The 15,196-nt window shown below is 69.9% G+C and carries 13 protein-coding genes; 6 read left to right on the top strand and 7 right to left on the bottom strand.

The window, feature by feature from the left end; translation table 11 throughout:
* Positions 1–77: 77 nt before the first annotated feature.
* Positions 78–1,193, top strand: a complete 1,116-nt coding sequence (gene ald / locus ACFSKW_RS42095; protein WP_379579847.1) for an alanine dehydrogenase — start codon at positions 78–80, stop codon at positions 1,191–1,193.
* On the opposite strand, the gene ACFSKW_RS42100 is transcribed toward ald, so the two are convergent.
* Entirely contained in the window at positions 1,190–1,909 is a 720-nt protein-coding gene (locus ACFSKW_RS42100; RefSeq protein WP_379579849.1) for a DUF3105 domain-containing protein, read from the bottom strand. The genes ald and ACFSKW_RS42100 overlap by 4 nt on opposite strands.
* A gap of 95 nt (positions 1,910–2,004) precedes the next feature.
* Between ACFSKW_RS42100 and ACFSKW_RS42105 the strand changes: the two genes are divergently transcribed.
* Positions 2,005–2,631 carry a DUF305 domain-containing protein gene (locus tag ACFSKW_RS42105; protein WP_379579851.1) on the top strand — a complete coding sequence of 209 codons (627 nt, stop codon included), beginning with the start codon at positions 2,005–2,007 and terminating at the stop codon, positions 2,629–2,631.
* Between the two features lie 112 nt (positions 2,632–2,743).
* The gene (locus ACFSKW_RS42110; RefSeq protein WP_379579853.1) at positions 2,744–3,037 is read left to right on the top strand and encodes a DUF3467 domain-containing protein; all 294 of its coding nucleotides are present in this window, start codon (positions 2,744–2,746) and stop codon (positions 3,035–3,037) included.
* Here ACFSKW_RS42110 and ACFSKW_RS42115 read toward each other — a convergent pair.
* The 3 genes from ACFSKW_RS42115 to ACFSKW_RS42125 all read right to left on the bottom strand — a co-directional run bounded on the left by ACFSKW_RS42115 (position 3,007) and on the right by ACFSKW_RS42125 (position 6,831).
* The gene (locus ACFSKW_RS42115) at positions 3,007–4,077 is read right to left on the bottom strand and encodes a threonine aldolase family protein (RefSeq protein ID WP_379579855.1); all 1,071 of its coding nucleotides are present in this window, start codon (positions 4,075–4,077) and stop codon (positions 3,007–3,009) included. The genes ACFSKW_RS42110 and ACFSKW_RS42115 overlap by 31 nt on opposite strands.
* Positions 4,074–4,703, bottom strand: a complete 630-nt coding sequence (locus ACFSKW_RS42120; protein ID WP_379579857.1) for an SDR family NAD(P)-dependent oxidoreductase — start codon at positions 4,701–4,703, stop codon at positions 4,074–4,076. Before ACFSKW_RS42120 ends, ACFSKW_RS42115 begins: the two co-directional genes overlap by 4 nt.
* A 73-nt stretch (positions 4,704–4,776) precedes the next feature.
* Positions 4,777–6,831 carry a DUF6421 family protein gene (locus ACFSKW_RS42125; RefSeq protein ID WP_379579859.1) on the bottom strand — a complete coding sequence of 685 codons (2,055 nt, stop codon included), beginning with the start codon at positions 6,829–6,831 and terminating at the stop codon, positions 4,777–4,779.
* Between the two features lie 175 nt (positions 6,832–7,006).
* On the opposite strand from ACFSKW_RS42125, the gene ACFSKW_RS42130 reads away from it, so the two are divergent.
* Complete coding sequence (locus tag ACFSKW_RS42130; RefSeq protein WP_379579861.1) at positions 7,007–7,711, top strand: hypothetical protein; 705 nt, start codon at positions 7,007–7,009, stop codon at positions 7,709–7,711.
* Here the strand turns inward: ACFSKW_RS42130 and ACFSKW_RS42135 are convergent.
* From ACFSKW_RS42135 to ACFSKW_RS42145, 3 genes are all read right to left on the bottom strand, one after another.
* Positions 7,651–8,313, bottom strand: a complete 663-nt coding sequence (locus tag ACFSKW_RS42135) for a response regulator (protein WP_379579863.1) — start codon at positions 8,311–8,313, stop codon at positions 7,651–7,653. The genes ACFSKW_RS42130 and ACFSKW_RS42135 overlap by 61 nt on opposite strands.
* 63 nt (positions 8,314–8,376) lie before the next feature.
* On the bottom strand, positions 8,377–9,933 hold the full coding sequence (locus ACFSKW_RS42140) for a serine/threonine protein kinase (RefSeq protein ID WP_379580266.1): 1,557 nt from the start codon (positions 9,931–9,933) through the stop codon (positions 8,377–8,379).
* Positions 9,933–11,426, bottom strand: coding sequence for a hypothetical protein (locus ACFSKW_RS42145; RefSeq protein WP_379579865.1), 1,494 nt, complete (start codon positions 11,424–11,426; stop codon positions 9,933–9,935). Before ACFSKW_RS42145 ends, ACFSKW_RS42140 begins: the two co-directional genes overlap by 1 nt.
* 93 nt (positions 11,427–11,519) lie before the next feature.
* Here ACFSKW_RS42145 and ACFSKW_RS42150 point away from each other — a divergent pair, with 93 nt between their 5' ends.
* Positions 11,520–13,529, top strand: coding sequence for a hydantoinase/oxoprolinase family protein (locus ACFSKW_RS42150; protein ID WP_379579867.1), 2,010 nt, complete (start codon positions 11,520–11,522; stop codon positions 13,527–13,529).
* Positions 13,526–15,187 (top strand): hydantoinase B/oxoprolinase family protein, encoded by a 1,662-nt coding sequence (locus tag ACFSKW_RS42155; RefSeq protein ID WP_379579869.1) that lies wholly within the window; start codon positions 13,526–13,528, stop codon positions 15,185–15,187. Before ACFSKW_RS42150 ends, ACFSKW_RS42155 begins: the two co-directional genes overlap by 4 nt.
* The last annotated feature ends 9 nt before the right edge of the window (positions 15,188–15,196 follow it).

Here is a 15,196-nt window from a genome sequence, read left to right on the forward strand (position 1 = left end):
AAATCATCGACAGACTGCCAAGAACCTTGGCACGGTCCATACACAGTGTCACCCCCTGCCCGGGGAACATTGCTCTTATGAAGGTCGGAGTTCCTCGCGAGGTCAAGAACCATGAGTATCGCGTGGCCCTCACACCCGCGGGCGCGCACGAACTGATCAGGCATGGGCATCAGGTCTTCGTCGAGCGTGATGCCGGAAGGGGGTCGGCGATCCCCGACGAGGACTTCGCCGCCGTCGGCGCGGTGGTCCTCGAAGGTCCCGACGAGGTGTGGGGCACGGGCGACCTCATCCTGAAGGTCAAGGAGCCGGTCGCCGAGGAGTACCACAGGATGCGCAAGGGGCAGGTGCTGTTCACCTACCTCCACCTGGCCGCCTCCGAGCCGTGCACGCGAGCGATGCTCGACTCGGGCGTGACCGGCATCGCCTACGAGACCGTCCAGGCGGACAACGGCGCACTGCCTCTGCTCGCCCCGATGTCGGAGGTTGCGGGGCGGCTCGCCCCGCAAGTGGGCGCCTACCACCTGATGCGCCCTGAAGGCGGCAGGGGCGTCCTGATGGGCGGCGTCTCGGGAGTGCGCGCGGCGACCGTCGTCGTGATCGGCGCGGGTGTGTCGGGGATGAACGCGGCGGCGATCGCGTTGGGCATGCAGGCCGAGGTGCTGCTGCTCGACCGCAACATCGACAAGCTGCGGCAGGCCGACGTGATCTATCAGGGCCACTGCCAGACGATCGCGTCGAACACGCTGGAGATCGAGAAGGCGGTGATGGAGGCCGACCTGGTGATCGGCGCCGTGCTGGTGCCCGGTGCGAAGGCGCCGACGCTCGTCACCAACGAGCTGGTCAGCAGGATGAAGCCGGGATCCGTCCTGGTGGACATCTCCATCGACCAGGGCGGCTGCTTCGAGGACTCCAGGCCCACCACCCATGCGGAGCCGACCTACAAGGTTCACGAGTCGATCTTCTACTGCGTGGCCAACATGCCAGGGGCGGTGCCGCACACCTCGACGTTCGCGCTGACCAATGTCACCCTGCCGTACGCGCTGGCCATCGCCCACAGCGGCTGGCTGGCCGCGCTGAGGGCCGATCCCATGCTCGCCCGAGGCCTGAGCACGCACGAGGGGCGCCTGACCAGCGAGCCCGTGGCCGAAGCGCACGGGCTCGTGTCGACATCCCTCGCGGAGGTGCTGGCCTAGGACTTCGAGGGCGACGGCGTGGCCGAGGGGGCGAGCGACTCGCTCGGCGCCGGCGTCGCCTGGCCCTTGGGCTCGGGCGGCAGCGGCTGCTGGTCGGCGGTCGTGGTGATCGCGTACTCGCCGCCGCAGGTGGCGCCGAGCTCAGGGGTGCCGGCGCCGTTCTGGTACTTGGTGATGAACTTGGGCAGCTTGGCGTCGTCCGCGTTCTGGAAGGTGAGCTGGTGGCCCCACGAGCTGGCCACGATCGGCGCGGGCAGGTTCGGGTACGGGCTGACCAGCATGTAGGCGGAGTCGCCCGTCGACTCGGCGATCGACTTCAGCTTCTCGATCTGGGCCTTGGGCAGGTCGGGACGGTAGGTGATCCAGACCGCGCCGTGCTCGAGCGAGTGGACCGCGTGCTCGCTGTGAATGGGCTTGTCGTAGATGGCGCACTGCTGCCAGTAGTTGTTGTGCTTGCCGCCGACCGGCGGGGCCTCCTTGTACGTCACCGGCGTCCAGACGTGCTCGCCACCCGCGTAGGACACGCTGGTCACGGCGTCGAGCGAGGTCGCCTGCCGATCCTTGACGATGTAGAAGCCCACTCCGCCGATCACGAGGAGGATGACGAGGCCACCGATGCCCCACATCACCATGGCGGTCCGGCGCTCCTTGGCCTGCTGCTCGGCGCGCATCTTCGCCAGATGCTCGCGCCGCGCCTGCGCCTTCTCCTTCGTCATCAGTCTCCTCCATGGGCTCACCAACTGCGGGTCACCTTATGCCCTCGGGGCGTATGAGGCGAATAAGGAAGGACCGGTCAGTACTCTGGAAAACGATGACGAAAAAGCCTCTTCAGATCGCGGGCCTCGTGGTGCTCGCCGTCGCCGCCGTCCTGTTCTTCGTGGTGGGCGGGAGCGGCACGCCCACCGACTCGTCCCCTGAGGCCGGGTTCGCCCGCGACATGGGCAAACACCACGCGCAGGCGGCTGAGATGTCGTTCATCGTGCGCGACAGGTCGACCTCGCCCGACGTCAGGAACCTGAGCGAGGACATCATCGTCACCCAGACCGCGCAGCGCGGCATGTTCATGGGGTGGCTGCAGCAGTGGGGGCTCGGCCAGGCCACGGACCGCCCCGAGATGGCGTGGATGGTCGGGCACGCGGGGCACGGCGGCACGCAGGAGAAGCCTGAGCCGATGCCGGGTGTGGCCACGGATGCGGAGATGGCCAAGCTGAGGAGCCTGCAGGGCAAGGAGGCCGAGGTCTTCTACCTGCAGCTGATGATCCGCCACCACGAAGGCGGCGTCGACATGTCCAAGGGACTGCTGGAGCTGACGGACAGGGCCGAGGTGAAGGGGATGGCCCAGCAGATCGTCAACAGCCAGACCAGCGAGATCAACCTGATGGCAGACCTGCTGAAGCAGCGCGGGGCGACACCGCTCGCCTCGATCCTCAACGAGTAAGGTTCGGTTTCGGGGTGGGTCGCGCGCCCGAAGGACCGACGGCGAGGCCGGGTGAGGCGGGCGCGGCGCGATGGGCATGCCTGTTGATCGTGATTTAGGGCACGATGGCGGCATGGAAGAGCCCGAAAGCCGCCTGGAGGTCAGCATCTCGCCGGAGGTCGAGGCGGGACAGTACGCCAACTTCGCCTCGGTCTGGCATACCCGCGACGGGTTCGTGCTCGACTTCGCGGTGATCACGCGGCCGCCGCAACTGGCGGAGGAGCCCGAGTCGGGACAGCCCGTGGTGCATGTCCCGACCAGGATCGTCAGCCGTATCAGAATTCCGCCGAGCCAGGTCTTCGAGTTGATGAAGGCGCTGGAGCAGCAGTTGAGCGCCTACGAGAAGGAGACGGGCGGCTCTCCCTGAAGTTCCTCCGCCACGGCGGCGGCGAAGGCGTCGACGTCGGCTTCGGTGGTGTCGAAGGAGCACATCCAGCGCACCTCGCCGATGGCGGCGTTCCAGGTGTAGAACCGGAAGCGCTTCTGCAGGCGCTCGGTGACGTCCTTGGGCAGGCGGACGAAGACCGCGTTGGCCTGCGCCTCCCTCGACAGTTCGACGCCCGGGATGTCTCGTACGGCGGCGGCGAGCCTGCGGCCCATCGCGTTGGCCTGCCTGGCGTTGCGCAGCCACAGGTCGCCGGACAGCAGCGCCTCGAACTGCGCGGAGACGAAGCGCATCTTGGACGACAGTTGCATGAACGTCTTGCGCAGGTAGTCGACGCCGGTGGCCGCGTCGGGGTTGAGGACGACGACGGCCTCGCCGTACAGGAGACCGATCTTGGTGCCGCCGAAGGACAGCACGTCGACGCCCGCGTCGGTGGTCAGCGCGCGCAGCGGCACGTCCAGCGCGGCGGCGGCGTTGGTGAGCCTGGAGCCGTCGAGGTGGACGGCCATGCCGAGGGCGTGGGCGTGGTCGCAGATGGCCGCGATCTCGTCGGGCGTGTAGAGCGTGCCGAGTTCGGTGGTGTTGGAGATGGAGACGACCTTGGGCTGGGCCCGGTGGACGTCGCCGAAGCCCCACGCCTGGGTGTCGATCAGCGCGGGGGTGAGCTTGCCGTCGGGGGTGGGGACGGTGAACAGCTTGATGCCGCCCACGACCTCGGGCGCGCCGCCCTCGTCGGTGTGGATGTGCGCGGTGTCGGCGCAGACCACGGCCTCCCACTGCCGGGTCATGGCGCGCAGCGAGACGACGTTGGCGGCGGTGCCGTTGAAGACCGGATAGGTCTGGGCGCTGTCGCCGAAGTGGCGCTTGAACAGGTCCTGCAGCGCCTCGGTGTAGACGTCCTCGCCGTAGGAGATCTGGTGTCCCTCGTTGGCCGTGACGATGGCCTGAAGGATCTCCGGGTGCACGCCGGCGTAGTTGTCGCTGGCGAACGCCTTGAGGGCGGGGTCGTGGCGGGGAATCACTGGGTGAGGTCCAATCGCGTGCCGTTGATCTCGTGGGCGGGCCGCTCGTAGAGCCCCGCGACCGCCTCGGCGAGGGCGTCGACGTGGGTGAACCCGGCGAACTTCGCGTCCGGCTTGGCGGCCTTCATGTCCTCGTTCAGCAGGGCCTTGACCACGAGGATGGTCGCCGCCGAGCCGGTGTCCTTCAGCGCGTCGGCCAGCGAGAGCGTCCACGCCTCGGCTGCGGCCTTGGCCGCGGCGTAGCAGGCGCCGCCGGCGCTGGGCCGCTCGGCCGCCTTGGCCGACACGATCACGAACCTGCCGTTGTCGGACTTCCTGAGCAGCGGCTCGACGGCGAGCGACACGTGCTGAAGGGTGCGGACGAGCAGGTCGTGCAGGACGTTCCAGTCCTCCAGGTCGGTGTCGGCGAAGGTCTTGCCGCCGCGCCACCCGCCGACCAGGTGCACGACGCCGTCGAGGCGGCCGTGCTCCTTGTCGATGCTCGCGACCAGCTCCTGGACGGCGGCGCGGTCGAGCAGGTCGACGTCGTCCTTGTCCACGCCGATGACCGTGTGACCATTCTCGGTGAAGTGACGGGCGACGGCCTGCCCCGTGGGCCCCGCCGCTCCCGTAATCAGAATGATCATGCTGCGCTCCATTGGTCGTGCGCCCTCCTCATTCCCTCCGCGGAGAGCTCGCTCCGCTTCCTCTCCACTCCGCTCACTGCGTCGGGCTCACTCCCGTGATTCCCTTCGTGGACTCGACGACGTCACCGAGCTTACGGCGAAGGGCCTCGTAGAACATGCTCAGGGGGAACTCGTCGGGCAGGACGGCGTCGACCATGGCCTTCTGCTCCTCGGGCAGGTCGCCGCGCTTCCACGCCGAGCGCGGGTGCGGCTCGACGTAGGCGGTGACCAGCTCGTAGGCGGCGAGCCAGTGCGCCAGCTTGGAGCGGTCGATGCTGTCGCGGTAGAGCTTCTCCACCTCGCCGCGCAGGTCGGCCACGCCGTCGGCGACGCGGTTCCAGTCGACGGACAGGCGGTTGTCGGTCCACCTGATGATGTCGTTGCGGTGCAGGTAGGCGAACAGCAGCTGCCCGCCGAGCCCGTCGTAGTTGCGCACCCGCTCACCGGTGATCGGGAAGCGGAAGAGCCGGTCGAACAGGATGGCCAGCTGTACGTACCTGGCGTGCGGAACGCCGGCCGCCTCCAGCTTGACGGCCTCGCCGAACGCGGTCAGGTCGCAGCGCAGCTCCTCCAGCGAGTACAGCCAGTACGGCATGCGCTGCTTGATCATGAAGGGGTCGAACGGCAGGTCGCCGTGGCTGTGCGTGCGGTCGTGGATGAGGTCCCACATGACGAAGGTGTCCTGGGCCAGTTCCTGCGACTCCAGCAGCCTGCCCGCGTCCGGCGGCAGGTCGAGCTTGAGCGTCTGGGCGGCGGCGGCGCTGACCCTGCGGAAGCGCGCGGCCTCCCGGTCGGCGAAGATGCCGCCCCAGGTGAAGCGCTCGGGCGCCTGCCGTACGGCGACGGTCTCGGGGAACAGGACGGCCGAGAACGTGTCGTAGCCGGAGGTGAAGTCCTCGAAGGCGATGGGCACGAACAGCGGGTTGTCGTAGCCGCCCGACTCGAGCGCGGCCAGCCACTCGGGCCAGATCGTGCGGATCCAGACCGCTTCGAGGTTGCGGTTGGGGTTGCCGTTCTGGGTGTACATGGGGAACACCACGAGGTGCTCCAGGCCGTCGACGCGCTGGGTGTCGGGGTGGAAGAGGTTGAGCGAGTCGAGGAAGTCGGGCACGCCCAGGTCCTGCTTGATCCACTTGGCCAGGTCCGCCTGCACCGCGGCGAGGTAGGCCGCGTCGTGCGGGAAGCAGCCGGACAGCCTGCCCACGAGGTCGGAGACGTAGCCGACGAGCGCCGCGGCGTGCGGCTTGTCCTCGGGGACGGAGCCGTCCTTGACCTGGAGCGGACGCAGCTCCTCGACGACGGCCTTGAGCTGAGCGAACAGCTGGGCCTTCGCGTCGTCCTGCGCGCCTGCCGAGCGGGTGGCGGCGGGTACCCTGGCCGCCCACGTCACCACGTTGCCCCACAGGGTGCGGTGGTCGTAGTCGTCGATGGAGTCGTCGCCGAACAGGTCGGAGTCGGCGAAGGCCACGACCTTGCCCTTGCCGTACTCGACGGAGACGGCCAGCGGCGCGCCCGCCGGGTCGGCGGTGGCGGAGGTGGCGAACAGGACCGTGGCGTCGTCGCGGGCGGTGAGCACGCCGGAGCGGTAGAAGCACGCGCTGTCGACGCCCGCGAGCACGCCGCCCTTGGCCGGGGCGCCGAGCACCCAGGTGGCGACGCCGCGGTGGGCGTTGCCGGGGTCGCGGACGGTGGCGTGGGTGATGCCGATGCCGAAGCGGCCGAGCAGTTCGGCGAGGTTGTTGCCGTACTTGTCCTGCTCCTCCTCGGCCAGGACGATCAGCCCGCCGCCGTCGGCGACGAACGACTCGATCGCGTTCAGCTCGTCGGCGGTGAAGATCGGGCTGCCCTGGCCGGTGGTCCGCTCCCAGCGCTCCTGTGACGGGTGGGCGATCACCAGGACGTCCTGCTCGGCGAGCTTCTCCAGGCCGCCGGAGGTCACCTGATGCCCCAGGCGGCGCAGCAGGTCGGCCGCGCGCGCGTAACTGTTGTCGTCGGGGTGCGCGGGGTTGATGGTCTCGGCGACGTCGCGCCGGATCGTCCATGACTCGCTGTGCGCCTCGTCGAACAGCACCCTGGGGAACGCTCGCATAAAAATCTCCTGTTTCGGACGCCTTCTTACGGAAAATATACACACAACCTGGGCATGCAACGCCAGACCCTCCCGAATCGCGAGACAGGGGGGCGTCCCGTCCCCCGGCCGGGTGAGGGCGGATCGGTCAGCAGGCGGACGACCCGGCCTCCGGGCCCGACCTACCGTCCCTGGCATGCTGAACAACCAGGTCGCCTTCCGCAGGATCGCCGCGGGCACGCTCCTCATCACCGCACCGCTGCTCCAGGCGGTCGCCGTCGTCGTCGATCCCGGTACGTGGGGCGATGACCGCGAGGCGGTCAGCTTCGGGGTCAACCCCACACTCGCCCAGGTCCAGTCCGCCCTCTACCACTGGAGCTGGCTGCTGATGGCCGTGGCCGCCCTCGGCCTGGCCCACCTGACCCGCAGGGCCGGCACCAGGCTCGGTCACGTGGCCGCCGCCATGTCGGTGGTCGGCTACAGCTCGCTGTCCGGCATGCTGATCATCGACCCGGTCGAATGGTGGCTGGGCAGGCACTACTCGCCGGAGCGCGCGCAGCAGATCATGGACGAGATGCTCGACCTGCCGATCACGGTCGGCGCGTTCCAGCTGCCATGGATGTTCCTGGGCATGATCGGGCTGCCGCTCCTGACCGTGGCGGTGTGGCGGTCGGGATTCGTCGGCTGGTGGGTGCCGCTGGTGGTCGCCGTCGGCTACCTGGGCTCGTTCGCCGTGCCGTACGGCCCGCTGACCGTGCCTTTCTGGAGCGCCCCCGTGCTCGCCCTCGGCTGGACGGGCCTGAAGGTGCTGCGCATGGGCGACGCCGCGTGGGCCGCCTACTACCCGATGGCGGCGCCCGGCCTGACCACGCCCGACTCGTACGCGAACACGACGGCCTGAGCCCGGTCGCGCAGCCGCAGCTTCATCAGCACGCGGGCCACGTGCGTCTTGACCGTGGCCTCGCCGACGAACAGCTCGCGGGCGATCTCGGCATTGGTCAGCCCCCTGGCAAGCAGGCGCAGCACCTCGAGCTCGCGCGGGGTCAGGTCGGCCAGCTGGGGCGGCGGCGTGGGATCGTGCCGCCCGGCGAAGGAGGCGATGACCCGGCTCGTCACCGCGGGATCGAGCAGGGCGTCACCGGCGTGGACGACCCTGATCGCCTCCACCAGCTGCTCGGGCGGCGACACCTTGAGCAGGAAGCCGCTGGTGCCCGCCCGCAGGGCCGCGTAGAGGTTCTCGTCGGTGTCGAACGTCGTCAGCATGACGACCTTCGGCGGCGAGGGCTCCTCGAAGATCTGCCTGGCCGCGGTGAGGCCGTCCATGCGGGGCATGGAGATGTCCATCAGCACGATGTCGGGACGGGTCCGCCTGACCACGGCGAGCGCCTCGTGGCCGTCGGAGGCCTCGCCGACGACCTCCATGCCTTCCTCGCTGTCGACGACCATGCGAAGGCCGACTCTGACCATCGCCTGGTCGTCCGCGATGACGATTCGAATACCCACACGCGGAGAGTAGACGTTCAGGACGCCGTTGCCCATAGGGGTACAGCGGGCTCCAAGTCAGGCTCAAGTGAGCGCGACGCTGGTCCTGATCTTCGACAGCAGCGAGGGGTCGCACGCGCTCGACGCGCAGAAGTAGAGGACGAGCGCGGGCCTGGTGGGGGTGTCGACGAGGTAGCCCGTCACGTTGAGCTCGCCGGAGTTGCCGGAGCCGTGCATGATGCCCACGAACATGGTCCCCTCCCGGCCCGCGATCAACGCCCTGCTGGGGTCGGTGGTGAAGGTGATCTTGCCGGGGAGCATCGTGCTGAGCGTCTCCTGCATGCTCTGCAGGTCCGCCTTGGGGTCGAGGGTGTCGGCCAACTGGACGTACAGGCCGGTGGCGTCGCCCGGCTCCAGGTTGTTGACCTCGCTCCAGTCGGCGGCCGACCCCGCGAGGAACAGCGACTCGAACTGCGGGGCGCTCGGTGAGGCGATCGCGAACAGGTCCACGTGCGTCAGCGCCGTCCAGGAGTCCGGGTAGTCGAAGGTCATCGGCACGGCCGGGGTCGGCTTGTAGACGAGCATGCCGTCGCCCCTGTTGGACAGCATGAGCGCCACCACGAGGGCGATCGCGGCGATGGCGGCCACCACTCCCGTCAGGATGAGTGGCAGCCTCCCGCTCATGCGGGGCTTGGCGGTCGCGGGCCTGGCCGTGGTGGTCTGGGCCTTCGCTCTGGTCTTGGGCTTGGCCTTCGGCTTGGTCTTGGGCTGGACCGGCTGCTGCGGTCGGGTGGGCGCGATCTCGCCGCTGATGGCGTCGCGCAGCGCGCCCACGAACGCCGTGCAGGTGGGGTAGCGCTGGTCGGGCGACTTCGCCAGCGCCTTCATCATCACGCCGTCGACCTCGAGCGGCAGCTCGGGACGCAGGTGCGACAGCGGCGTCGGTGACTCGGCCAGATGGGCCCACAGCAGAGCCACGTCGTTGTCACGTTCGAAGGGCATCCGGCCGGCGAGCGCCTCGTAGACGACGCAGGCCAGCGCGTACTGGTCGGCGCGGCCGTCGATGTGCTCCTTGTTGATCTGCTCGGGCGACATGTAACGAGGGGTGCCGATGAACTGGTCGGTCTGTGTCAGCCCGGAGATCGAGGTCCGGTGCTTGGTGATGCCGAAGTCCGTCAGGTAGACGTGGTCGCCGGCGAGCAGGATGTTGGCGGGCTTCACGTCGCGGTGGATCAGGTCGTGCGCGTGGGCGGCGTCGAGGGCCGCGGCCACCTGCGCGGCGATGCTGTTGACCTGCCCGACGGCGATCGGGCCCCTGTCGTAGATGAACCTGCGCAGGTCGAGGCCGTCCACATAGCGCATCGAGATGTACAGCACGCCCTGCTCGTCGGAGTTGGCCTCGTAGATCGGGATGATGTTGGGATGCTCGATGCTGGCGACGGTCCTCGATTCCAGGATGAAGCGCTGACGGAAGCGGTCGTCCACGCTCAGGATGGGATTGAGGATCTTCAGCGCCACCTTGCGGCTCAGGCGGGGGTCCAGGGCAAGGTAGACCACCGCCATGCCGCCTTTGCCGATGACGTCCTCGATGTAATACCCCGCGACCTCCTGGCCGATCAGGGATCTCTCGTTCAAGTGCATCACGTTTCGATCGGGTGGCCGCAGTAGCCACAGAACCGGTGCGCGGGGCCCAGTTTCATACCGCATGACGTGCAGAACTTGACCTGTTGCTGTGCGGTCAGCACAGGTTGCGGCGGTTGCGGTTGCGGTTGTTGCGTCGGAATCATGGGGAAGGCCTGGGATCGCCTGACCATCACGGTCGGGTCGGCGCCGTCATCGGGGGAACGAGCGGCGAGGTTCATCTCCTGCGGCGGCATCTCCTCTCTGTCCTCTTCGTCGCGCGCGCCTCGCCGTCGCCGCCACAGCAGCAGCCCGAGCCCCGTGGTCAGGGCCAGGACGAGCGCCGCTCCGGCGATGAACGGCCACAACGGGATCGTGGTGGCCTTCGGCGGCGCGGCCTTGCGGACTCCCAGATCGGCCGCGGTGCCCTTCTTGGCCAGCGACTCCTTCAGGTGCGCCGCGGCCACGGGCTGGCCGGGGTAGAGGTCGAGCACGCGCTGGAAGGCGGGCGCGGCGTCGGTGTAGTTCTTGGTGTGGAAGCGGGTCAGCGCCGCCTCGAAGGCCGCGTCGAGCTGACCTCTGCGCGCGGGCGTCTTGGCGACGGCGAGCGCGGAGGTGATCTCACGGACGCCGATCATCTTCGCCGTCTTGCCGCCTCCGACCAGCAGGCCGATGACGTGGCCGTCCTTGTCGCCGATGACGGGCGCACCGAGCAGGCCCTGGTCGATCAGCTTGCCGAGCTTGACGGGCTCGTCCGCCTTCTTCTGCGGGTCGCTGAAGGTGCGGCCGCCCTCGGCCGCGCCGCCGGGCCCCAGGTGGGCGATGTCGACCTTGATCGGCTGGTTGGGAGCGGGCCTGCCGAGGAACCCTGCGACCGCGGTGGGCGAACCCGGCTTGTCGGGCACCTTCTCGGCCAGCGGCGCGGTGGGCAGCCCGACGCCGCCGTCGGCCCTCGACGTCGGCCGCAGGACGGCCGGGGTCGCGGGGCCGTCGCCGAACTTCACGACCTCGGCCTTGAACCCGCGCCCGTCAGCGGGCGCGATGTGCGGGAAGACGGTGATGTCCTGCTTGATGTCGACGATGCAGGTCGACATCTTGCTCGTGAGGTCGTAGCAAAGCTGCAGATGATGGTTGAGCGTCTCGTCGTCGACCTTGTGCTTGCTGAAGTCGGTGGGAATATCGGCCTTGTGATAGTCGGCGAACACCCTGTTCGCCGCGTAGACCGCCAGGTTCTTGTCAGTCCTGATCACCTGGGTGAGTGTGACAAGCGTGCCGTCGGGATTGACCACGGTGCCGGTGCCGGTGCCGATCGGCACCTCGTAACTGCGCTCGATGTGCAGCAGCTCGCCGACGTGGTCGAGCAGGGTGATGTGGATCAGGGCCTTGGCCTCGACCCTGGTCACCGCGGGAGTGACCAGGTCGGTGATGCCGCTGGGATGCTCGTGGGCCAGCGCGGCGGGCATGCTCATCAGCACGAGGCCGACCGCTACTCCAGGCAATGCGAGACGCCTCATAACGAGCTCCCTCCCCTACGACAGAACCAGAGTCCCAACCGCCCACCGAAAGTCAATCGTGACAAGCGCTTGCTTGAGTCCTACCGTATCGACGTGGAGTACCAGATCGGGGTCGACGTCGGCGGCACGTTCACGGACGCCGTGCTGCGCGGTCCGCACGGCGAGGTGTCGGTCGCCAAATGCCTGAGCACGCCCGACGACCCCCTCACGGGCATCATGCTCAGTATCTCTCAGTTGCTCACGGATGCCACCCCCTCCCTGGTCACGAGGGTGGTGCACGCCACCACCCTGGCCACGAACGCCGTCCTGGAGCGCACGGGCGCTCGCGTCGCCTTCGTGACCACGCGCGGATTCCGTTCGGTGATCCCGCTCGGCCGCTACGCGCGGGTGGAGGAGGACCGCTACGACCTCCGCTTCACCCCGCCGCTCCCGCCCGTGGCCGCCGAGGACTGCTTCGAGGTCGACGAGCGCGTCGCCGCCGACGGCTCGGTGCTGGTGCCGCTCCGCCTGGAGTCCGTACGGCAGGCCGCCCGCGAGATCGCCGCCCGCGGCATCACCTCGGTCGCGGTGTGCCTCCTGCACTCCTACGCCGCCCCCGCGCACGAGCGGCAGGTGGCCGCCGTCCTCAGGGAGCACGTGCCCGACGTGGTGGTCTCGTCGGAGGTGTGGCCCGAGCTCAGGGAGTACGAACGCGCCACGACCACCATCATGTCCGCCTACGTCGGGCCGCTCATGTCGTCCTACCTCTCGCGGCTGCGCGAGGGGCTCGCCTCGCTCGGCATCACCGCCCCCGTGCACGTCATGGAGTCGGGCGGCGGCGTCATGTCGGCCGCGCAGGCCGCGCGCAGGGCGGTGGCGACGATCGAGTCGGGCCCCGCCGCGGGCGTCCTGGCCGCCGCGCTCACCGGCCATCCCGAGGTGATCTCCTTCGACATGGGCGGCACCACGGCCAAGACGTGCGTCATCAGGGACGGCAGGCCCGAGATCACCCACGAGTTCCACGTGGGCGGCAAGGGCAGCTTCGGCGGCCGCAGGGCGGGTACCGGCGTGCCGGTCAAGACGCCCGCCATCGACCTGGCCGAGGTGGGGGCGGGCGGCGGCAGCATCGCGTGGGTGGACACGGCGGGCGCCCTACGAGTGGGCCCCCGCTCGGCCGGATCCTCCCCCGGGCCCGCCTGCTACGGGGTGGGCGGCTCCGCCCCCACCGTCACGGACGCGAACCTGGTCCTCGGCTACCTCTCCCCCGGCTCCTTCACTGCCTTCCCGCTCTCCGCCGAGCTGGCGGAGAAGGCGCTGGACAGGGTGGCGGGGCCGCTGGGGGTGTCACGCGAGGCGGCGGCCCACGCCGTCCACGAGATCGTGTGCGCGGCCATGGGGTCGGCGGTGCACGTGGTGACCGTGCAGCGCGGGATCGACCCCAGAGGCTTCGTCATGGTCGCCTTCGGCGGCGCGGGCCCGATGCACGCCGCCAGGGTCGCCGAGCGCTTCGGCATCGGCACGGTCGTCGTGCCCGCCCTGTGCGGCGTCGCCTCGGCCGCCGGGCTGCTCGCGGGCGAGCTGTCGACCGAGCGCGTGCTGTCCGCGCCGTCGGCCCCCGATCCCGCGGCCGTCTTCGACTCCCTGGAGGCCGCGGCCCGCGAGGACCTCGCGATCGCGCCCGGCTCCACCGGGGTGCGCGTCGAGCGCTCGGTGGACGTCCGCTTCCGCGGCCAGGCGCACGAGCTCACCGTTCCGTGGGGACCGTCCGTCGCCGGCGCCTTCTTCGCGAAGTACCGGCAGGTGTACGGCATAGCGCAGGAGGGCGAGATCGAGCTGGTCAGCTTCCGCCTCCGGCTGAGCGTCGCCTCCGCGAAAGGTCCGGCGCGCCGGTTCGCCCGCGAGCCGTCCGCGAGCGCGGGAACCAGGACCGCCTACTTTCCCGAACGCGGCGGCCACGTCGAGGTGCCCGTGCTCGCCCGCGCCGCCCTGACCCGCGTGGAGGGCCCCGCCGTCGTCGAGGACCCCGAGTCCACCATCGTCGTCCCCCCTGGCTGGAGCGCCGCCCTCGCGCCCGACGGCGCCGTGGTCCTCACCAGGACCCTGCGCGAGGAGGACCAGGCGTGAACGACGACCTGACCGCCGAGGTCCTGCGCAACGCCCTGGTCGTCGCGGCGGAGGAGGCGAGCATCGTCGTCGTCCGCTCGGCCTACTCCACGTTCATCGTCGAGGGCTCCGACGCCTCCGCCGCCGTCCTGGACGCGGGGGGCCGGCTGGTCTCCCAGTCCATGGCCACCACGCTCATGAACAGCATGGCGCTCAAGGTGGCCCTGCCCTCGCTGCTGGCCGACCATCCCCTCGACGCCATGGAGCAGGGCGACGTCTACGTCCTGAACGACGCCTACCGCGGCGGGGTGCACACCAACGACCTGCTCGTCTACCGGCCGGTCTTCGTCTCCGGAGTCCCCGCCTACTTCACCGCGGCGATGATCCACGTCTCTGACCTGGGCGGCCTGTCGGCGGGCGGCATGGCGCCCCTGGCGACCGACATCTTCCTCGAAGGCCTCCAGCTCCCTCCCGTGCGCCTCGCCACCGCGGCGGGTCTCGAACCGGCCGTCGAGGCCATCCTGCGCGCCAACTCGCGCACTCCCGACAAGGTGATGGGCGACGTGCGCGCGCTCGTCGCGGGCACCGCCGTCGCCGCCTCGCGCATGTCCTCCCTCGCCGGCGAGTACGGCGCCGAGGGCCTGGCGCGCGGGATCGACGCCTACCTCGACCACACCGAGTCCCGCACCCGCGCCGCCCTGGCCGACCTCCCGCACGGCCGCTTCACCGCCTCCTATCCGATCGACGGCGACGGCGTCCACCCCGGCAGGACGCACACCGTCAGGGTCGCGGTCACGACCGGCGCCGCCGACGTGGTCGTGGACTTCGAGGGGACCGACCCGCAGGTGCCGGCCGCGATCAACTCCTCCTCCTCGCAGTCGCTGGCCGCCGCCGTCTTCGCCGTGCGCTGCTTCCTCGACCCGACGATCCCCATGAACGACGGCTGCCTGCGCGCCATCGACGTGCGCCTGCCCGAGGGGTCGCTGGTGAACGCCGGCCCCCCGCACCCGTGCGGAGGCAGATTCGTGCCGATCTACGCGGCCATGGAGGCGATCTTCCAGGCGCTGTCCGACGCGATGCCGGAGCGGGCGATCGCCGCCAGCGGCATCCTCCAGCCGTTCTCGATCGCCGCCGTCGGAGCGCCCTACTGGATTCACCTCTCCTACGACTTCGGCGGCGTGGGCGCGCGGCGCGGGCTGGACGGGCCCGACGCGACGGGCGTGCACTTCGGGATCGGCCGGAACTCCGTGCCCCAGGCCGAGCCGGTGGAGACCCGCTGCCCGCTGGTGGTGGAGTCGATCGAGACCGTTCCCGACTCTGGCGGACCAGGCGCGTTCAGGGGCGGCCTCGGCTCGCGCACGGTCCTGCGATTCCTCGCCCCGTGCCACGTCACGACGCGCGGCGACCGGCTGCGCAACGCCCCTCCCGGGCGGGACGGCGGGCTGCCCGGCAGGCTGGGCGGCTTCTTCAAACGGCACGCGGACGGTTCGCTCGAGCGGCTCCCCGACAAGGCGAACAACGTGCTGTTCCAGGCCGGAGAGGCGTTCGTCGTCGAGACGACGGGAGGCGGCGGGCTCGGCTCGCCGATGCTGAGGGACAGAGCCCTGGTCGAGGCCGACCTCCGGGCGGGCCGGGTGAGCGCGCGTTCGGCCGCGGAGGACTACGGCCTGTCCCTGTGAGGGCCGCCG

The organism is Nonomuraea mangrovi (genome assembly GCF_042681425.1).
Taxonomy (GTDB): domain Bacteria; phylum Actinomycetota; class Actinomycetes; order Streptosporangiales; family Streptosporangiaceae; genus Nonomuraea; species Nonomuraea mangrovi.